This window comes from Parazoarcus sp. PS-13 R2A (assembly GCF_057621855.1).
In genome coordinates this window covers 115,582-135,603 of record NZ_JBYEXN010000002.1, presented here as the reverse complement: position 1 = coordinate 135,603, position 20,022 = coordinate 115,582, and the positions used below count along the sequence as shown (strand labels likewise).

The window sequence follows — 20,022 nt, the reverse complement described above, 5'->3', positions numbered from 1 at the left end:
GCCTAGCTCAGCCGCGCAGGCAGTGAAGCCGCCCCTTCACTGGAACGTCCTGCTGGCGAAACAGCGAGCTCGTCGAGCACTTTCACCCTCCACGGAGAACCTGCACGCACCTTGGAGCGGTCGGGCGCGTAGCGAAGTTCGAAGCGCATTTCACGGCCAGCATCATCAACAGTCCCAGTCAAACTCGCCAGCGCGAGGGCCGCGCCAACGGCGAAACGAATCTTGAAGATGGAGCAATAACGTCCGCGTTTCCCTTCAAAGACGATTTCAGGAAAAAGGCGCGCAAGAACAACTCGAATTCGTTGCGGTGGCAGGTCGACAGTAAACAGGGAGTCAAGCACACGGGTGACATCAACCAGTTCGAGCTGCGCTTCGATGGCGCTCTTATCGACAGTCGCCAAACCCGCCAGCAGCGTGTCGACGCGCAAACGCTGATTTCGGACACGCTCACGCGCCTCTGCGTATCTTGCCGTGAGCAGTGAATCGTCCTCATCAGCCGACGCCAGCATATGCGACAGTCGTTCCTGGCCGCGCTCAAGCCGCGCCAATTCCTTTTTTGCTTCCTGCAATTCAAGCTCGACACCCCCTGACAGCCGCTCGCGAAGCGACGCCTTGAAAGCGTCGACAAACGATGCGGTGAGGAAATAGCGTGCGGCCTCAACCAAGAGCATCTGCACACCGACCGCTGCAACCGTCGAGGTCAGACGCTCGTCCTGACTGGCCGCGGCTTTTGCGACGGTGCAGTTTGCACAGTAAAGCGACCGGCAACTCGACTGCGCGCTCAGCACCAGCGTACTTTGACAATAGCCACACGTCACCAACCCTGCCAGCGCATGCTTTCCTCCGCCGTACCCTGATCGGGTGGCATGCTTGGCATTGCATTGCGACCAGAGCTCCTCGCTCACCAACTGAAGCTCAGGGCGCGGAAACATTTGCGCTTCGAGCGTGCGCCCGGATTTCGCAGCTCTCGAACGCAACGTTGTAGAGTCATTCCAGACAAAGACACCTTTGTAGATTGGATTCGACAACAAGTTCTGAACCGCAGCAGGTCGCCAGAAGCCCCCATCTGACTTGAGTGCTCGACGCCTCGTCGGAACGCCGCGGTCATTCAAGAATCTGGCTATTGAGTGCATTGACTCCCCGCACGCACGCCGTTCAAAAATCTCGCGCACGACTGCAGCCTCACTTTCGACGATAGTCCACCGGGACCCGATACGATTACCCTGCTGGTCAAACTCGCGCTTCAACTCGTAGCCATAGGCCGGCGTAGCAATCATGTAACCGCGCTCCAGTTGACCCAGCATGCCACGCACCACGCGATGGCGCGTGTCGCGCCCGGCTTGCTGACTAACAACACCTTCGAGACCAAGTTGCAGTTGCCAATTTGGGCGCGTCGTATCCACCCCGTTGGACGTCAGCATGCGCACTTTTAGGTTGGTCTCCAGACGCCTGAATAACTGTGCTTGCGTGAGACCGTCACGCGACAGGCGTGAAAACTCATCAACCAACAAAACGGTGAACCTGTGACTGTCCCACGCTTCCAGAAGCTGCTTGAACCCCTCCCGCTTTTCATCACCCTCGGCACGACCGGTAATCGCAGCATCGCTAAACACGAGAACATCGTTCATGTTCAAAGAATGCTGCTTGCCGAGTTCCTGGCAGCGGCGAATCTGGTCTTCAATTGAAGTCTCGCGCTGCTTCTCGTCAGAGTAACGCGCATAAATTGCACAACGTTCCGTCACTTAAAACCCTCCTCATTACTTTGCTTCGAGTCGCGGAGTTGCTGAGCCGCAATTTCGGCAAGCAGCACTGCGAAATCCCGCAACTCGATTGGCAAGTTCTGCTCATGAGGGCGGTTACTCCGTATAGCGACGAGCGGCGGGGATACGGATGTCTTTTTTGACTTTTTTTCCATTGCGTTTGTCCTTGAGGTCTTTCAGCACACGGGGTGACTGATCGCGCTCACCCAGCGGTAATCTGGCAAAGGGATTCAAGTGCGCGCACTGCGTCCTTCCACACGCGCACGGAAGTCGATGACATTCGGCGGCAGCAAGTCGATTTCTACCCCAGGTCCGCTCCGCTCCGTTCGAGAGTCATATGCGAGCGGCGGCTGCGACACCTCACTCATGGTTGATGTCGATGACCTTGGCGCCCGCGAGCCCCCAATCCCAGCGGATTGCCCATCAAGCGACTCGACAGTCACCACCGTCCGGCGTCGCCCCCGGTGCACATACCTGCTCGTTGTGCCCAAAGCCAGCTCATCCATCTTGTCCGCAAGATTGCCGGCACACAGATGCGTGTAACGCTGCAGCATCCGCATGTCTCGGTGACCCGATATCGCCTGCAGTTCGATGAGCTGAAACCGACCGGATTCAGCCAAACGACTGATCGCTTCGTGGCGCAGGTCGTGAAAATGGAAGTCCTTAACGCCACTCTTTGGAATCACGCGGTTGAAGAAGGCTTTCTTGAGCGCGTTTGGTGTGAGTGCGAGCAACGGGCGCGGATCGTCGCATGCCTCATCGCCCTGAGCCGCAATCAGCGCCTTGACGACCTCGATGGCTCGCCGTGAGAGCGGCACACGCCGGTTACGTCCGTTTTTCGTATCACGCGCGAGCGCGCAGCGGCGCTCGAAACACACATCTGCCGCTGTCAACTTCAACAGTTCGCCCCGGCGCATCCCAGTCTCAAGCGCCAAGATGATCGCAGGCTCGACAAAGGGGTTCTCGTCTGCGCGTGCCGCATCAAGAAGTGCGGCCTCCTCGGTCGGAAGCAGACGCCGATCGCGCTCGTTGAAATACTTCGGCCGGCGGAGTCCCTTGAACGGGCTCTCGACAGGCGCAATTTTCCAGACGTCGTCTGCGTAGCGCAGCGCTTGTGAGATGACGTCGAGCTCACGGTCGACGGTCGCGGGCGCGACTTCTGTAAGCCGGTCGCTGATGAAGTCTTGCAGGTCTTCGGTCACCAGCGCCGCGAGCTTCTTGTCGACGAACGCTTCGTCACGAAGAAGACGCCGGATGCGCGTACGCTCAATGTCCGCACCTTTGTGAGTTGGGACAACCTCTTCAAGGTAGCGCTCAAGCAGTTCGCGCAGCGTCGTCCTTGCCGCGATCGCATAGTCGCGCACGATGCTGACCGACAGGTTTGCCTCGACCTGGTGGCGTGCCTGCTCGGCCTCTTCGAACGAATCAAACGTAATGCACTGTAACGGCACGCCCTTGCGACGGATGCGCAGTTGAAACGCTGTTTCAAGTTGCGTGACACGCGCCTTGATGCCGCCTGCACTCAATTGTTCGACGTAGGCCTTGGCCGCCGCCTGCTGCGAAAAACGCCGGTTAAGGCTAGCGTTCGAGCGAACGGTGACGACAAAGGGTGACCGATTACAGATGCTGCTTGAAGAAACACGCGATAACATGCCGTACTCCACGTTGGGAGTACCGTATAGGCAAGATGCAGGGGGATGGCGCGAAAAAGTTTCGCGGCGGAGACTTTGCGTCAAATTTTGACGCAAAAATGGAGCAAACCCTTCCGGATTTTGCTCCATTTTGCCGCAGTTCAAATCATAAGCCTATGATTCGACGGGAATTTTTGGTCGGGGAAAGAGGATTCGAACCTCCGGCCCCTGCGTCCCGAACGCAGTGCTCTACCAGGCTGAGCTATTCCCCGACACTGATTTACAACTTTGCTTCGTGCTCTGCGAAGCCAGAAACTATATCAGTAATTTCTCGCAACTGCAAAGTCCGATAATTGTAGCAACGCATCCTTGAAAATGGAAGGGGGAAGTGTCGAAATAGCGTCGATTGCGCGATTTGCTTCTTCCCGCGCATAGCGCCGGGCCTCGTCCAGGGCCTGGGTGCTCTGAATGGCCTCGAGTACGGCCGCAAAATCGTCGCGTCCGCCGTTCTCGATTGCGCCTCGTACCAGTGCGGCCTGCTCGGGCGTACCGTGCTGCATGACGTGAATCAGCGGCAGGGTGGGCTTGCCTTCGGCGAGGTCGTCGCCGAGGTGCTTGCCGGTTTCCGCTTCGTCAGCGGAGTAGTCGAGCACGTCGTCGATGATCTGGAAAGCCGTGCCGAGATGCATGCCGAAGGCTGCGAGACGGGTCTCGGTGGCTTCATCCGCACCGGCGAGGATGCCGCCAAGCCGGGCGGCCGCTTCGAACAGCTTGGCCGTCTTGTAGCGGATGACGCGCAGGTAGTCGTCGATTTCGACGTCGGCATCATGGCAGTTGAGCAACTGCAGCACTTCCCCTTCGGCGATGACGTTGGTTGCATCCGACAACACGTCCATTACCCGCATGTTGTTGACGCTCACCATCATCTGAAAGGCGCGCGAGTAGAGGAAGTCGCCCACCAGAACCGAGGCGGCGTTGCCGAACAGGGCGTTGGCGGTCTTGTTGCCACGCCGGAGTTCGGATTCGTCGACCACGTCATCGTGCAGCAGGGTGGCGGTATGGATGAACTCCACCACCGCAGCCAGCTCGTGATGATGCGTGCCGCGGTAGCCCATCGCGCCGGCCGCAAACAGGACGAGCGCGGGGCGCAGGCGCTTGCCACCGCTGTGAATAATGTATTCCGCGACCTGCCGGATCAGAACCACATCGGAGTGAAGTCGCTGTCGGATGACGGCATCCACCGCCTGCATATCGGCGGCAATAGGTGCAAATAGCTGCTGGGCGGACAAGACTGGATGCTCGCGGAAAAAACGGGATGGTAGGTGGCTGCTGCAAGGCGCGTCAAGGAAGACTGCGGATTGATCGGTCGAGAAACGAGCCTCTGTTAGGCAGGAAACATATCTAAGGCACGCACCCGGTCGGGGAAATCGGTGATTACGGTCTCAACCCCCATGCGCAGCAAGGCTTTCGCGCGCTCGGCGTCATTTTCGGTGTACACCGCAAGATGATAGCCACTGTCACGGATCGTCCGGGCCTGTGCTGCATCGAGCGCGCTTGCACAGACATGAATCGCGTGCACGCCCAGGGCTGCTGCGCGGCTTGCCCAGTCCGCGGGCAAATCCTCGACCAGCAGACCGTAGATCGCGCCAGGCAGGATCTCCATTGCCGCGGCCAGGGACGCATCTTCAAACGAGGAGATGACCAGCCCCGGCACGCCATTGGCCCGCCCCCGGATAAGATAGTCGGCGACAACGCGCCCGGTCTGATGCTCGAAACCGGCTGCGGGCTTGATCTCCAGATTCACCGCCAGACCAAGGGCCGCACAGCGCGCGAGCGCCTCGTCCAGCGTCGGCAGCCGTTCAGCGGCAAAGCGCGCATCAAACCAGCTGCCGGCATCAAGCTGGCGCAGTTGCGCCAGTGTGTGACGACTCACCTCACCGTGCCCGCTTGTCGTTCGCTCCAGCGTTTCGTCGTGAATCAGCAGCGGAAAGCCGTCTGCGCTGAGCATGACATCGAACTCGACGCCTCGACAGCCATGCTTCACCGCAACCTCAAGCCCGGCCAGCGTGTTCTCCGGCGCAAGCGCGCCGCCGCAGCGATGCGCCAGCACCTGAGGCAGAGGCCACAGCTGCACTTGGATCAGCTCCCGGCAGCGCGCACCACGGCGTTGTCGAGTGCTTCCTTGGCCGCCTTGCGGTCGGCCCAGACGCCTGCCAGCTCTTCGTCGATGATGCGCCTCACCTTCTCGCGCCCCACGACCGGTTGAGCGGCCGAGTCACCCGTCACCGGCTTGTTGGTGAGCTGGCCGACCGCCACCTTGATGTTCTCAAGATCGGTTCCGAGCAGTTCGCTGCGTGAAGCCAGCAGGCCCGCACGATTCAGCGGCAGATAGCCCGTTTCGCGCTGCCAGACGACCTGGTTTTCGGGCTGCAGCCAGAAGCTGACGAACTTCGCGACACCCTTGTACTCAGCCGCTTTCTTGCCTGCCGCAACCCACATGGCCGGACCGTCGGCGAGCGTGTTCTGCGGCGCACCCGGAAAATCGTCGTAGTACGGCAGCTGCGCCACACCGACATCGATCGTGCCCTTGCTGCGGAATCCGGCCCAGCTGTTGGACGGGGCCGCGATGACCGCGCATTCGCCACTGGCAAAATGCTGCCCGGCTTCGTTGCCACGCTCGAACACCTGCAGGTAACGCGCCCGGTGCCAACTCGCCATCATGGCGACGTGCTTGACCTGGAACATGCCGTTGAACGACGGAGCAGACACTTTTCCGCGCATCGCTGCAACCGGTTCGTTGTGCCACGCGCTGAGGTTCTCCACCATCACCCGGCCCGGCTCAGCCACCGTATAGGGGCAGGTATGTCCGGCATCGGCGAGGCGGCCGAGGACAGTCTGAAGATCGAACCACGTTGCCACGCTGGTGGTTTCCGGATTCATCCCGGCACGCCGCAGTGCATCGCGGTTCAGGAACAGCACCGGCGTCGACAGGCCGATCGGAAGGGCCAGCAGCTGGCCTTTGGAATCCACCGGGGTGCGCGTCATCATTGCGGGCGGGCGCAGCGTCTGCAGCGCGCTGCCGGTTTCCTTCATCACCGCGTGCAAGGGCTTGAAGCGGGGTTTGCCGGCCAGGAAACGCTCTTCATCGTCGCCCTCGAGAATCATCAGGTGCGGCGCATTGGCAGACTTCCAGTCCTGCTCGGACAGCACCACCTGGTATTCCTTGCTCTGCGCGTTGAAGCGCTCGACCAACGCCTTCAGGGATGCCGCACCTTCCTCGGGAAGACGCTGAAAGAGCTCGATCTGCTGCACTTCAGCAGGCTTGGCGGGCGCTGCCGCAACCGCATGACTGGCGACCGCAAGCACGGACCAGGCGCCAATGCCGAGTGCGCGACGAAAACCGAATCGGGAAACGAATGAATGCATGGGATATCTTGATCTCAGGACTGGAACGAGCCGTGTTCGGAATAACGCACAAGGCGTGCGATAAGTTTCAAATTATAGACGGCGTGCGTGAGAAGATCGTGAAGGGCTCACCTGCGCTCACATCTTGATACATGCTTCAAGATTTCGGCTGCGCTGCCGTTAGCTCCAATAACGTCAATCGATTCGAACAGACCATGCGCAAGAAGATTCGGTTTCTGATCCTGCTGGCCCTGATTCCGCTGACAACGGGATGCGACCAGCTGGTCGAACTGCTTGAGCTTCCCAACCCGGCGAAGGAGGCCGCGCTGGCAGAAGCGGAAGGCCAGGCCATCGGCAGCGCCTGTCGTCATGCCGGTCGCTCGCTGGAGGATTGCTACCTCCTCAACCCCTCGGCACAGAAGGCAGCCGTGTTCGCAGGCTGGCGGTCGATGAACGACTACATGATGGAAAACAAGCTGGAGGTTGTGCCCTCGCAGCTGCAGGCCAAGCCGACAGCGACCGACCCCGCTGCCCCGGCACCGGCAGGCGCGCCCGCTTCGGCGCCTCCGGCCAAGGCAGGCGCTCACTGAGGAGCGGGCACAACGCGCGCTCAGGGCGCGGGATTGGTGTAGCGCAGGTGAATGCGCTCGATCGCCTCAAGCAGCTCCGGGGTAAGCGGTTTCGACCAGGCATCCAGATTCTCCGCCAGCTGCGCTGAAGTACTGGCGCCGATGATGGTGCTCGCCACGCAGCTGCGGTGATACACGAAGGACAGGGCAAGCTCGGTCGGCGCCAGGCCATGCTCGCGCGCAAGCTCGGCATAAGCCGCCACCGCGGGTTGAACGTTCGGCTTGGTATAGCGCTGCCCGAAGGACTCGAACTCATTCAGACGGCCCGCTGCAGCCGGGTTTGCAAGATACTTGCCGGTCAGGTGCCCGAACGCGAGCGGGGAATACGCCAGCAGGCCGACCTGTTCGCGATGACAGACCTCGGCCAGGCCATACTCGAACACCCTGGTCAGCAGGCTGTACGCGTTCTGCGTCGACACCACGCGCGGCAGCCCGGCTTCGGCAGCGATGCGCGCAAACTCCATTACCCCCCACGGATGCTCGTTGGACAATCCGACGTGGCGGACCTTGCCCTCGTCCACCAGTTCGGCCAGCGCTTCGAGCTGAGCACGGATCGGCGTGCACTCACGCTCCTTGGCGGGGTCGTACTGCCACTGCCCGAACAGCGGCTGATTGCGTTCCGGCCAGTGCAGCTGATACAGGTCGATGTAGTCCGTCCGCAGGCGCCGCAGACTGCCCTCGACCGCCTCGCGAATATTGGCACGGTCGAGCGCCAGCGGCCCGCCACGAATCCAGCCCAGACTGCGTGCCGGCCCCGCCACCTTGGTGGCAAGCACGACTTTTTCGCGCACCTGCCGGCTCAACCAGTTACCGACGATGGTTTCGCTCGCGCCACAGGTTTCAGCGCGCGCCGGCACCGCGTACATCTCGGCGGTATCGATGAAGTTGAGACCGCGCTCAAACGCCATGTCGAGCTGATCATGCGCGTCGGCCTCAGGCGTCTGCTGCCCGAACGTCATCGTCCCGAGGCACACCGCGGACACCCGCGGCCCCTGCCCGCCCAGCACCCGATAGATCATCCCGCCGTCGCTCATCCGCATTTCTCCTGTTGATTCAAGCCGTCACGACATATCATGCGACCCTTCGCATCACCATGATACTTCAGCGCTCCGGCGCCACCTGCCCATGTCCGACCATACCCCGCCCGCCAGTATCGCCATCTCCGGCCTGCTCGCCTATTGCCGCCCCGGCTTCGAGAAAGAGCTGGCATCCGAACTGGACGACATCGCCGCCGACGCCGGCATGATCGGCTTCGTCCGCACCCAGCCCAACTCGGGCTATGCGGCCTTCGAAGCCTTCGAGCCCGTCCCTGTCTCCACCCTGGGCGAGCACGCCGACTGGCGCAAGCCGGTGTTCGCCCGTCAGCTGCTGCCGTGGTTCGCGAAGGTAGACGACCTGCCCGAACGCGACCGCGCCACGCCCATCGTTGCCGCAGTGCATGCTTCGGGACAGCGCTTTTCCGGCGTCGTGCTCGAAACCCCGGACAACGACGAAGCCAAGCAGCAATCCGGCTTCTGCCGCCGCTTTGCCGAGCCCCTCACGCGTGCGCTCGAAAAGGCCGGACGTCTGCGCACCAGCAAGACCGGTCTGCCCTTGCTGCATGTCGTTTTCACCAGCCCGACCACGGCCTGGCTTGCCTCCGGCCTGCCCGGCATGTGCGCGCCGTGGCCGATGGGCATCCCGCGCCTGCGCATGCCCTCCAACGCGCCCAGCCGCTCCACGCTCAAGCTCGCCGAAGCCTTTATGACCCTGCTCTCGGACGAGGAGCGCGAGAACAACATCCGCGCCGGTCAGCGCGCGGTGGACCTTGGCGCAGCGCCCGGCGGCTGGACCTGGCAACTCGCCAATCGCGGCCTGCGGGTGATTGCCGTCGACAACGGCCCGATGAAGGACTCGGTGATGGCGACCGAGATGGTCGAGCACCTCAAGGCCGACGGCTTCACCTGGCGCCCGCAGCGCGCGGTGGACTGGATGGTGTGCGACATGGTCGAGCAACCGAGCCGGATTGCGTCGTTGATGGCCGACTGGGTGGCGACCGGACGCTGCCGCCACACCATCTTCAACCTCAAGCTGCCGATGAAGCGCCGCCTCGAAGCCGTGGAGCAGTGCCGCATCCTGATTCAGAAACGGCTCGCCAGCGTCGGTCCCTACGATCTGCGCATCAAGCAGCTGTATCACGACCGCGAAGAGGTCACCGCGTACCTGACGCTCAAGCGCTGAGTCCGCTCCAGCACCCTGCGCACAGCCGGTTGTGCCGGCTGAGCGCGGGATCGCGCGCATTCGCTCACATTCGCGCGACCGTGCTCTCCCCGAGACCGGCACGACACTCCCGCACATGCACTTGCGCCGGAAGCACTTGTCACAAAACGCTTTTCGGCCTGTGTGTATAATCCTTTCTTTTTTCCGTATCCAGCCCGCCCGCCGGCACCCGCACTCGTCAAGGGCGCATTCCCGGCGCATGCTCATCCTGACACCCACAGTGGTCACATGATTGCGCGGCAGTTGGCCCAACCAGAAAGGCGCTCATGAGTTTTGCCGACCTCGGCCTCATCCCGGAACTCCTGCAAGCCGTAGCAGAATCCGGCTACACCGAACCCACCCCGATCCAGAGCCAGGCAATCCCCATCGTGCTTGCCGGCAAAGACATTCTGGGCGGTGCCCAGACCGGCACCGGCAAGACCGCAGGCTTTACCCTGCCCCTGCTGCAACGCCTTGCCCGCCACGCCAGCACCAGCACCTCCCCCGCCCGTCACCAGACACGCGCGCTGATTCTCGCGCCGACCCGCGAACTGGCGATGCAGGTGTATGAGTCGGTCAAGACCTACAGCAAGCACATCCCGTTGCGCTCGACCTGCATTTACGGTGGCGTCGACATGAAGGCCCAGGTCGCCGAACTGCGCCGCGGCATCGAAATCGTCATCGCCACACCGGGGCGCCTGCTCGACCACGTCCAGCAAAAGACCATCCAGCTCAACCAGGTCGAAATGCTCGTGCTCGACGAAGCCGACCGCATGCTCGACATGGGCTTCATCCCCGACATCAAGCGCATTCTTGAGCTGCTACCGGCGAGCCGTCAGAGCCTGCTGTTCTCGGCCACCTTCTCCGACGAGATCAAGAAGCTCGCCGACCAGATGCTGAAGGACCCGCAGCTGATCGAAGTCGCGCGCCGCAACATGGTGTCGGAAACCATCACGCACGTCGTGCACCCGGTTTCCGCTGGCATGAAGCGCAACCTGCTCGCGCACCTGCTGCGCCATCAGCCCGACACCCAGGCACTGGTCTTTGTTGCCACCAAGATCGTATGCGGCCGCCTCGCCCACTTCCTGGAGCGCAGCGGCATCTCCGCCGATGCCATCCACGGTGACAAGGGGCAGCAACAGCGCACCGAAACCCTGGAGGCGTTCAAGGCCGGCAAGCTGCGCGTCCTCGTCGCCACCGACGTTGCCGCACGCGGCATCGACATCGACGAACTGCCCAACGTCATCAACTTCGAGTTGCCGCACACCGCCGAAGACTACGTCCACCGTATCGGCCGCACCGGCCGTGCCGGCCACAAGGGCAACGCGGTGTCGCTGGTATGCTCCGAAGAAAAGCACTACCTCGCCGACATCCAGAAGCTGATCAAGCTCGAGATCCCGCAGGAAATCGTGCCCGGCTTCGACCCCGATCCCGATTTCTTCGAAGCCGGCAGCCGTCACCGTGGCCGACGCAGCGGCGGTGCCAGCGCAAGCGCATCGATGCCGCAGGAAGCACGGCAGAAAGCACCGGCAGCGCCCCGTGCGGCACCTGCCGCAGGCGAGTCGCGCGGCGGACGCAATGGCGGCTCAGCAGGCGGCGGCAATCGCGGCCGGCAGAAGTCTACGGTTGCGCCCGACGGCTTCGATTTCAGCAAACCCTACGAACCCGCCCGCGCCCCCGAAGTGGCAGCGGACGTCGCAGCGGCCGCCGAAAAAGCCGCCCCGCGCCGCCCGCAGCGTCCGATCGCGGTACTGCTGGGCGGGCTGGGGCGGAAATAGGCCCGCGTCGCCCGGCTATTCGACCGATTTGGCGGCAGCACTTCAAGTATCCTGAACCCGTGCCGATAACAGGCAAGGACACTTGGACATGCTGTCGCCAATGAAGCACGCTGGTCCCGCAAGGGACAACAACAATCCTGATGAGCCCTTCGTCCCCGACCTCTCGGAAGGGGCAGAAACCGGCGTGTATCTGGCCCTGCTCGAGCTCATCGACGAAGGCCTGATCATTACCGGCGACGAGCGCATCATCGACGCCAACAGCGCAGCGTGCCGACTGCTTGAGCGCGACTACCGGCAGATCGCCGGTCGCCTCCTGACCGAACTCTTCGTCGACGAGCAGGCTTTTCTCGAGGCGCGCGCCCGGGTGCTGATTCAGGGCGAAATGCGCGGCACCCTGCAGATCGCCCTCCCCGATGGCAGCCCACGCACTTTCCGCTTTGTTGCTGCAGCCCGCCTGCGACCGGGCATCCATGCCCTGATCCTGAGCCCTGAACACCCGACAGACACCCAAACCGGGCCATCAGACACCGCACCTGCGGCCCGGGCAGACAGCGTCTGGCCCCGCCTGGCCGCCGCGCTTGCGCAAGCGGTCATCGTGATCGACGACCGCAACCGCATCAGTGCCGCCAACGCCGCTGCGCTCGACACCCTTGGCATGACCCGCAGCGAGCTGATTGGTCACAACGCCGACCGCTGCCTCGACATTCACTGGCCCGCGCCTGGCGCCCCCCCGGTCGCCCGCATCAGCCCGCGCAGCAACCCTCAGGCACTCGACGCCCGCGTCCTTGCCGGCCCGCGCGACGGCTGGCACCTGTTGCTGCTGCCGCCGCCCCGCATGAACATCACGGGCGGCACCGTGTCCGCCGACTCCAGGCCGCCCCGCGGCCTTCAGCACCCCAGAATCGAAAGCACACGGCTCGACCTGCACTTTCAGCCCCTGGTCAATGTCCGCAGCGGCGCAATTCATGCAGGCGAGGCCTTGCTGCGCTGGCACCACCCCCGCCTCGGGCTGATTCCGTTTCGCGACTTCGCCGGCGCCGCACGTGATGATGGCCGCCTGCCCGAACTGGGCGGCTGGGCGCTGCGGGCCGCCTGCCGTGCGGCAAACTCGTGGCCGCTCACACAGGGACGCGCACCCACGGTGACCGTCAACATCGCGATCGAACAGATCATGCATGGCGCCCTCGTGCAGCAGGTCATCACCGCACTGAGCGAAAGCGGGATCGCGCCGAAGCGCCTGGAGCTCGATCTCGACGAAGCGGTGCTGGCAGTACCGGACGACAACATCTCGGCCACCCTGAGCTCACTCGCCAGCCTCGGCGTGCGCCTTGCGATAGACGACTTCGGTCACGGCCTGAACTCCATGCCGCGTCTCAGACGCTACCCCATCCAGGCCTTGAAACTTGCGCCGGAACTGGTGAGCGGCGTGGGCAAGGACGACGACAGCAACGCCCTGGTCGAGGCCATCGTGTGCATGGCCGCACCGCTGGGCCTCAAGGTTCTCGCTCGCGGCGTGGAGAACGAGGCGCAACAGTCCTTCCTCCTCGCGCTCGGCTGCGAACTGCAGCAGGGACCGCTGTTTGGCGCACCGATGGCCGACGTGGAGTTCGCCCGTTTTCTATCGGGTCAGCTTTTTTGTTAGGATCGCTGCGGGTCCGGGCTTGAAACTTCACTTCCATGCAACAGGCAGACAAATCCACGATGCTCGACAAGGCACGCTATATCGTCGTTGAAGGGCCGATCGGCGCGGGCAAGACCTCGCTTGCCATCCGCCTGGCGGAGCATCTGCAGGCCAACACCCTGTTCGAGCAGCCCGAAGCCAACCCCTTCCTGGCGCGCTTCTACCAGAATGCCGAGCGCTGGGCGATGTCGACCCAGCTGTCATTCCTGTTCCAGCGCATCGACCAGCTCGCCGCGCTGCCCCAGGACGACGCCGAAGCCCCGCGCATCGTCTCCGACTTCCTGCTCGAGAAAGACCCCCTCTTTGCCAGCCTGAACCTCACCGACGAAGAGCGTGCGCTGTATCAGCGCGTGTTCGACGCGATGAAACCGGCCGCACCGCCCAAGCCGGATCTGGTGATCTACCTGCAGGCACGCGCGGATACCCTGGTCGAGCGCATCCGCAAGCGCGGCATGGAGGCCGAGCGGCGCATCACCGAAGCCTACCTCGAACGCGTGGCCGACCATTACGCGCGCTTCTTCTACCAGTACGAAGACGCGCCCTTGTTCGTCGTCGATGCTGGCATACTCAATCCGGTTGATAACGAGGCTGACTTCGAACTGCTGGTCGACCGCCTGCGCAACATGCGCAGTTACCGTGAGTTTTTCGCCTACGCGGGCTGAACGGACGCACCGCACGTTCAATTCCTGCTTGTGCATTGCACCAGTTTGGTGAAAACTGCGCCCTCCTTTCAGGAGCGAACGATGAGCTACCTCCAGGACAACAAACCGATCACCCTGTTCGAGCTGGGCAAGATGCGCGCCGAAGGCCGCAAAATCGCCATGCTCACCTGTTATGACGCGAGCTTCGCCACCCTGGTGGAGCGTTGTGGCGTGGACGTGGTGCTGGTTGGGGACTCCCTCGGCAACGTGCTCCAGGGCCAGAAGTCCACGCTCCCGGTCACCATGGAGCACATGGTGTATCACACCGAATGCGTCGCACGCGGATGCAACCGCCCGTTCATCGTCGCCGACATGCCCTTTGGCAGTTACCACGAGAGCCCGGCACAGGCCATGCGCAATGCCGCACGGCTGATGGCCGCCGGCGCGCAGATGGTCAAGCTCGAAGGCGGCGAGTTCATGGCCGAAACCGTGCATTTCCTGGTCGAACGCGGCGTACCGGTCTGCGCTCACATCGGCCTGACCCCGCAATCGGTCCATCAGCTGGGTGGTTACCGGGTTCAGGGCCGCAATGAAGCCGGCGCCGAACGCCTCAAGGCCGACGCACTCGCGCTCGAGGATGCCGGTGCAGGCCTGATGGTCATGGAAATGGTGCCGGCAACGGTGGCCACCGAGATCACCTCCATTCTCAAGTCGATGGCCACCATCGGCATTGGTGCCGGCCCGTCATGCGATGGCCAGGTCCTCGTGCTGCATGACCTGCTCGGTGTCTATCCCGGCAAGACGGCCCGCTTCGTGCGCAACTTCATGAACGGTGCAGGCAGCATCGACGAGGCCGTCACCGGCTACGTCGCTGCAGTCAAGGATGGCAGCTTCCCCGCAGCAGAGCATTGCTACTGAAGCACTCCGCCCGCGGACATCAAGAGGTTAACAACATGCAGATTCACACCACGATCGAGTCGCTGCGCGCGGCGCGCGCCAAAGCCGGCCGTGTCGCCCTTGTACCCACCATGGGCAACCTGCACGAGGGACACATCGCGCTGATGCGTCAGGCCGGCACACGAGCCGACTGCGTGATCGCCAGCATCTTCGTCAATCGACTGCAGTTCGGCCCCAGCGAGGACTTCGACAAGTACCCGCGCACGCTCGAGTCCGACTGCGAAAAGCTGGAGGCTGCAGGGGTCAGGCACCTGTTCGCGCCCGACGAAAAGGTGATGTATCCGCAGGTGCAGCACTATCACGTTGATCCCGCGCCGGCCCAGGTCTCGATTCTCGACGGAGAATTCCGTCCGGGCCACTTCCGCGGCGTCGCCACCGTGGTGCTGAAGCTGCTCAATATCGTGCAGCCCGACGTGGCGCTGTTCGGCAAGAAGGACTACCAGCAGCTGATGGTGCTGTCCAACATGGTGCGCGAACTGGCGCTGCCGGTCGAGGTCGTGCCCGGTGAGACGGTGCGTGCAGACGACGGCCTCGCGCTGTCTTCGCGCAATGCTTACCTGACGGCAGAGCAGCGTGCCGAGGCGCCTGCCCTTCACCGGCTGCTGACACGCATCAGCGCCGCGGTGCGCAGCGGCGACCACGACTTCCTGAAGCTCGAAACAGAGGCGATGAGCGAGCTCGCAGCACGTGGCTGGAAGCCCGACTACGTTGCCATTCGCCACCGCGCAGACCTTCAGCCACCGGTACATGCCGACGACCCGCTGGTCGTGCTTGCGGCAGCCAGGCTGGGGGTGACCCGACTGATCGACAACCTCGAGATCTGAGCTGCGGTGTCGCATCAGGGTTCGCCCTGCCTTGCAAGCTTGCGCGTAACATCTCAAGCTATGACGAATTAGAAAGAATCGCCCATGAAGGCGAGTAGCTGTACGGACCCAAAGGAGGAAACCCGGAGATGACGACTACCGTAGGACAGATTCTTGCCCAGAAGGGCAACAAGGCCATGGCAGTGCTACCCGAAAGCTCCGTGCTCGACGCTTTGCGGATCATGGCGGAACACGATATCGGCGCAGTACTCGTTGTCGAGGGCGAGCGCCTTGTGGGCATCTTCACCGAGCGCGACTACGCACGCAAGGTCGTGCTCAAGGGGCTGGTGTCGCGCGATGTAAAAATCCGCGAGCTGATGACGGCCAACCCGCGCACGGTCACGCCGTCGTGCACGGTCGATGAGGTCATGCAGACCATGACGGAAAACCGCTTTCGGCACCTGCCGGTTGTCGAAGACGGCAAGATTTCCGGCATCGTGACCATCGGCGACATGGTGAAGTGCATCGTCAGCCAGCAACAGGCCACCATTGAGCAGTTGTCGAACTACATCGCCGGCGACCTGGCGACCTGAACCTCTTCTGGCGGAGGCCCCCCAAGAGGGGCTCATCCGCCAGCAGACAGGCCCGCAGGCTCAGCTCAGGGCCTTGCCCACGACCTCCGCCACATCCGGCGACAGCCCTTCCGAGGCCAGCACGCGCTCAAGCTGCGGCCGGATGCTGGCCTGCAGCTCGGGGGTGTAACGCCGCCAGTTTTCCAGCGCCCGTGCCATCCGCGAAGCCACCTGCGGATTGGTCGCATTGAGCGCAATGACCTGATCGGCCCAGAACACGTGCCCGCTGCCGTCCGCGGCGTGGAACTCCCCCGCGTTGGCACGGAAGAAGGTGCCGAGCAAGGCATAGACCTTGTTCGGATTCGACAGGCTGAAAGCCGGATCGGCCATCAGCGCGCGCACCCGGTCCACGGTCGGTTCTGCCGCATCGCTCCAGCGCCACGTCCCAGCCTGCAGGGCAAACCACTTGTCGAGCACCAGCGGGTCCTTGAGATAGCGCTGATGGAAGGCCTGCAGCGCGGTCTCGCGTGCAGCACCTGACACCTGCGCGAGCGCAGCCAGGGCGCCGAAACGCTCGGTCATGTTGGTGGCGGCATCGAAACGTGCCTGTGCCAGCGCCAGGCCCTCAGCATCGCCCGCGGCGGCCAGATAGCGCAGGGCGAGATTGGCCAGCGCACGGCGACCGGCGTCAGCCGGGTGGTAGCGATATTCGCCGGGCACCTGCATTGCCGCGAACAGTGCTCTCCACTCACCCGCCAGAACCGAGCCCAGGTGGCGCGTGAGCCCCACCAGCGCAGCACGCAAGGCCTGCGGATCGGCAACGCTCATGCGCTCGAGCAGGAAGCCTTCGGCCGGCATGGCCAGCGCTTGGGCACGGAAGGCCGGATCGAGCGCCGTGTCTTCGAGCAGCGTGCGGAAAGCCGCGACGAAGGCCTCGGGCACGGCCTGCATGGCACCGCCGGCTGAGGCCAGGATGATGCGCTCGCTGTAACGCTGCGCGGCATCCCAGCGATTGAAGGGATCGCTGTCGTGAGCCATGCGGAAGGCCAGCCGTGCATCGTCTTCTTCCAGCTCCAGAATCACTGGCGCCGAGAAGCCCCGCAGCAGCGAGGGCACGGGCTCGGCCGCGAGGCCGATGAAACGGAAGTGCTGCTCGGCCGAGTTCAGCGCCAGCACCCGCGTCGTTGCACCCGGCTGAGCCTCACCCTCCAGCTGCAGTGCGCAGTCACGCCCGTCCGGTCCGATCAGGCCGAGCGCCACCGGAATCACCAGCGGCTGCTTCTCGGCCTCGCCCGGGGTCGGCGGCGTATGCTGACTCAGGCTCAGCGTGTAGCTGCCGCTGGCCGCATCCCACGCACCAGCGGCCCGCAGGCGTGGCGTGCCAGACTGGCTGTACCAGTGCATGAACTGGTCGAGATCGCGGCCATTGGCCTCGGCCATCGCATCGACGAAATCGTCGCAGGTCACGGCGCAGCCGTCGTGATAGCTGAAGTACAGATCCATGCCGTTGCGGAAACCCTCGGGCCCGAGCAGGGTGTGCAGCATGCGGATCACTTCCGCCCCCTTCTCGTACACCGTGGCGGTGTAGAAGTTGTTGATTTCCTGATAGCTGTCGGGGCGGATCGGGTGCGCCATCGGCCCGCCGTCTTCCGGGAACTGTGCCGCACGCAGCACCCGGACATCGTCGATGCGCTTCACCGCCCGCGCCGAGGCCGCGCCTTCGGGGCCGGCTGCGCGGGCGAGCATGTCGGCCGAGAACTGCTGGTCGCGGAACACGGTGAGGCCTTCCTTGAGCGTGAGCTGGAACCAGTCGCGGCAGGTCACGCGGTTACCCGTCCAGTTATGGAAGTACTCATGCGCCACCACACTCTCGACGTTCTCGTAGTCGATGTCGGTTGCGGTGTCCGGCTTGGCCAGCACGAACTTGGTGTTGAAGATGTTGAGGCCCTTGTTCTCCATCGCCCCCATGTTGAAATCGGCCACTGCAACGATCATGAAGCGGTCGAGATCAAGCTCGAGGCCGAAGGTGGTCTCGTCCCAGCGCATCGAGTGGATGAGCGAATCCATCGCATGCTCGCAACGGTCGAGGTTGCCTTCCTCCACCCACACCTGGAGCAGCACCTTGCGTCCGGACGCGGTTTCCACCTCACGCTTGAGCGCGACCAGCTTTGCCGCCACCAGCGCAAACAGATAAGACGGTTTGAGGAAGGGATCTTCCCACTTCGCGTAGTGACGCCCTTCGGGCAGATCGCCCTGTTCAAGCAGGTTGCCGTTCGACAACAGGACCGGGCAGGCTTCACGGTCGGCATCGAGGGTGACGGTAAAGCGCGCCATCACATCCGGACGATCGGGGAAGCAGGTGATGCGGCGGAAGCCCTCCGCCTCGCACTGGGTGAAGAAACCGCCATTCGACAGGTAGAGCCCGGAGAGCGTGGTATTGGCTTTTGGATTGACCCGGGTGACCACTTCGAGCGTCACCGATTGCTCGGGGCCGGCCACGTCGATTTCGAGCAGGCTGCCATTCTCACGCAAGGCGCCGGCCGCCGGCTCCACACCGTCGATGCTCAGCGAGATGCGCTCCAGCGCCTCGCCCCACAGGCGGATCGGCCCTGCGGCAGCTGCCGCAGGGTTGCGCACGCAAACCATGCGATTGGTGACGATCGTGGCCGTGGGCTCGAGCCGGAAATGGAGGTCGATGCGCTCGACGCTCCAGGCCAGCGGCTGGTAATCGACCCGTTGAATGGTGGGGGCTTGTTCGGTTCTCATTCTGACTCCGGCTTTGGCAGCGACTTGCGGCGAAACCGGAAGTGTAAGGCGCCCGGGGCCACATGCCCAACCACAAGACGAACGTGCGTACTGAGGCAGGGTCGAATCGCCGGTACCGCCTGCACAGGCGAGCCCGGCTGCAGGCGTGCGTCTCCGGACTCAGTCTCCGGCGTCGGTCGCTGGAGTCAGTCGCTGGAGTCAGTCGCCGGCGTCAGCGGAACACGCGGTCGGTCACCATGACGTCGCCGTTGGACTGGGCGAGAATGTGTTTGGTCACGCTTCCCAGCAGCAACTCTTCCAGCAGCCCCAGGCCGCGCTTGCCGATCACGATCAGGTCGCAGTCCTGCTCCTGTTCCTGCGCCAGAATCGTGGCCGCAGGATCCCCGTGCAGCACGATGCGACGAACCCCTGCGTCCCCAAGCCCCGCGGCCGCCACGAGGGCATTCATCTTCTCCACGGCCTCGCGCTTGGCGGTGACCCGCAAGGCTGCCAGCGCGTCGCTCTCGACGCCGGCGTAACGCAGCTTGCCTTCGAAAGGCACTTCGAAGGCGTGCAGCAGAATCAGGTCCGCCTTTGGCGCCACTGAGCGGGCGAAACGCAGCGCATCTGCGGAGCGCGGGGAGAAATCGACCGGAACCAGCACGCGCTGATAGTTCTCATGCGGCATCTGCTTCACCACCAGCACGGCCCGTGTGGTCTTGCTCAGAATGCGCTCGGTCGTCGTCCCGAGCAGCCACTCGCGCACCACACTCGACCCGCGCGCGCCCAGCACCAGCAGATCCGCATCGATCACTTCCGCGTACATGCTCAGTTCCGACAGTACCGCACCGGTGGCCAGATGCATGTCGACCTTGGCGCCGAAGCGCTGGCCGATATCGTCGACCAGTTCGCGGACTTCGCCGCGCACCTCGTCGAGCAGACGCGCCGCCACGTCACCAGTACCGACATCGACCAGATGCCGCAAGGCATTGAGCCCGCCGCCATTCACCACATGCGCAATCGACAGCCGCGCGCCGACGTCGGTTGCCACCATTGCAGCCCGCTCCGCAGCGTGCCGCGCAAAGGCGGAAAGATCACTTGCCGCAAGCAGCGTACGAATCGGTTGCATGGATCACCCTCCCTCATCTCATCCGGAATCGCTGCCGACCCCGGTCCGTTATC

At 63.3% G+C, this 20,022-nt stretch carries 16 protein-coding genes and 1 tRNA gene; 8 read left to right on the top strand and 9 right to left on the bottom strand.

What is annotated here, in order from left to right:
• Positions 1–2: 2 nt before the first annotated feature.
• The 6 genes from AC22G6_RS02560 to AC22G6_RS02535 all read right to left on the bottom strand — a co-directional run bounded on the left by AC22G6_RS02560 (position 3) and on the right by AC22G6_RS02535 (position 6,817).
• Entirely contained in the window at positions 3–1,742 is a 1,740-nt protein-coding gene (locus AC22G6_RS02560; protein ID WP_487365480.1) for a recombinase family protein, read from the bottom strand.
• A 248-nt stretch (positions 1,743–1,990) separates the two neighbouring features.
• A complete protein-coding gene (locus AC22G6_RS02555; RefSeq protein ID WP_487365479.1) occupies positions 1,991–3,412 on the bottom strand; it encodes a site-specific integrase in 1,422 nt (473 codons plus the stop codon).
• Between the two features lie 174 nt (positions 3,413–3,586).
• A tRNA-Pro gene (locus AC22G6_RS02550) sits at positions 3,587–3,663 on the bottom strand.
• Between the two features lie 48 nt (positions 3,664–3,711).
• Positions 3,712–4,680, bottom strand: a complete 969-nt coding sequence (gene ispB / locus AC22G6_RS02545) for an octaprenyl diphosphate synthase (RefSeq protein WP_487365478.1) — start codon at positions 4,678–4,680, stop codon at positions 3,712–3,714.
• 95 nt (positions 4,681–4,775) lie between these two features.
• Positions 4,776–5,525 carry a glycerophosphodiester phosphodiesterase gene (gene ugpQ / locus AC22G6_RS02540; protein WP_487365477.1) on the bottom strand — a complete coding sequence of 250 codons (750 nt, stop codon included), beginning with the start codon at positions 5,523–5,525 and terminating at the stop codon, positions 4,776–4,778.
• Positions 5,526–5,530: 5 nt separating this feature from the next.
• Positions 5,531–6,817 carry an extracellular solute-binding protein gene (locus tag AC22G6_RS02535; protein WP_487365476.1) on the bottom strand — a complete coding sequence of 429 codons (1,287 nt, stop codon included), beginning with the start codon at positions 6,815–6,817 and terminating at the stop codon, positions 5,531–5,533.
• 194 nt (positions 6,818–7,011) lie between these two features.
• Here AC22G6_RS02535 and AC22G6_RS02530 point away from each other — a divergent pair, with 194 nt between their 5' ends.
• Positions 7,012–7,386, top strand: a complete 375-nt coding sequence (locus tag AC22G6_RS02530; protein ID WP_487365475.1) for a hypothetical protein — start codon at positions 7,012–7,014, stop codon at positions 7,384–7,386.
• Between the two features lie 20 nt (positions 7,387–7,406).
• Here the strand turns inward: AC22G6_RS02530 and AC22G6_RS02525 are convergent, their stop codons facing one another.
• Positions 7,407–8,444, bottom strand: a complete 1,038-nt coding sequence (locus AC22G6_RS02525) for an aldo/keto reductase (protein WP_487365674.1) — start codon at positions 8,442–8,444, stop codon at positions 7,407–7,409.
• Between the two features lie 106 nt (positions 8,445–8,550).
• Here AC22G6_RS02525 and rlmM point away from each other — a divergent pair, with 106 nt between their 5' ends.
• The 7 genes from rlmM (at position 8,551) to AC22G6_RS02490 (ending at position 16,116) form a co-directional block, all read left to right on the top strand.
• Positions 8,551–9,645, top strand: coding sequence for a 23S rRNA (cytidine(2498)-2'-O)-methyltransferase RlmM (gene rlmM / locus AC22G6_RS02520; RefSeq protein ID WP_487365474.1), 1,095 nt, complete (start codon positions 8,551–8,553; stop codon positions 9,643–9,645).
• A 305-nt stretch (positions 9,646–9,950) separates the two neighbouring features.
• Positions 9,951–11,441: a DEAD/DEAH box helicase gene (locus AC22G6_RS02515; protein ID WP_487365473.1), complete on the top strand. Its 1,491-nt coding sequence runs from the start codon at positions 9,951–9,953 to the stop codon at positions 11,439–11,441.
• Between the two features lie 88 nt (positions 11,442–11,529).
• On the top strand, positions 11,530–13,083 hold the full coding sequence (locus AC22G6_RS02510) for an EAL domain-containing protein (RefSeq protein WP_487365472.1): 1,554 nt from the start codon (positions 11,530–11,532) through the stop codon (positions 13,081–13,083).
• Positions 13,084–13,142: 59 nt separating this feature from the next.
• The gene (locus tag AC22G6_RS02505; RefSeq protein WP_108951322.1) at positions 13,143–13,784 is read left to right on the top strand and encodes a deoxynucleoside kinase; all 642 of its coding nucleotides are present in this window, start codon (positions 13,143–13,145) and stop codon (positions 13,782–13,784) included.
• A gap of 81 nt (positions 13,785–13,865) precedes the next feature.
• Positions 13,866–14,681: a 3-methyl-2-oxobutanoate hydroxymethyltransferase gene (panB, locus tag AC22G6_RS02500; protein ID WP_487365471.1), complete on the top strand. Its 816-nt coding sequence runs from the start codon at positions 13,866–13,868 to the stop codon at positions 14,679–14,681.
• Positions 14,682–14,716: 35 nt separating this feature from the next.
• Positions 14,717–15,544 (top strand): pantoate--beta-alanine ligase, encoded by an 828-nt coding sequence (gene panC / locus AC22G6_RS02495; protein WP_487365470.1) that lies wholly within the window; start codon positions 14,717–14,719, stop codon positions 15,542–15,544.
• Positions 15,545–15,672: 128 nt separating this feature from the next.
• Positions 15,673–16,116, top strand: a complete 444-nt coding sequence (locus AC22G6_RS02490) for a CBS domain-containing protein (RefSeq protein WP_108949162.1) — start codon at positions 15,673–15,675, stop codon at positions 16,114–16,116.
• Between the two features lie 60 nt (positions 16,117–16,176).
• On the opposite strand, the gene pepN is transcribed toward AC22G6_RS02490, so the two are convergent.
• A complete protein-coding gene (gene pepN / locus AC22G6_RS02485; RefSeq protein ID WP_487365469.1) occupies positions 16,177–18,861 on the bottom strand; it encodes an aminopeptidase N in 2,685 nt (894 codons plus the stop codon).
• A gap of 211 nt (positions 18,862–19,072) precedes the next feature.
• Positions 19,073–19,969 carry a universal stress protein gene (locus tag AC22G6_RS02480; protein WP_487365468.1) on the bottom strand — a complete coding sequence of 299 codons (897 nt, stop codon included), beginning with the start codon at positions 19,967–19,969 and terminating at the stop codon, positions 19,073–19,075.
• Positions 19,970–20,022: the final 53 nt, after the last annotated feature.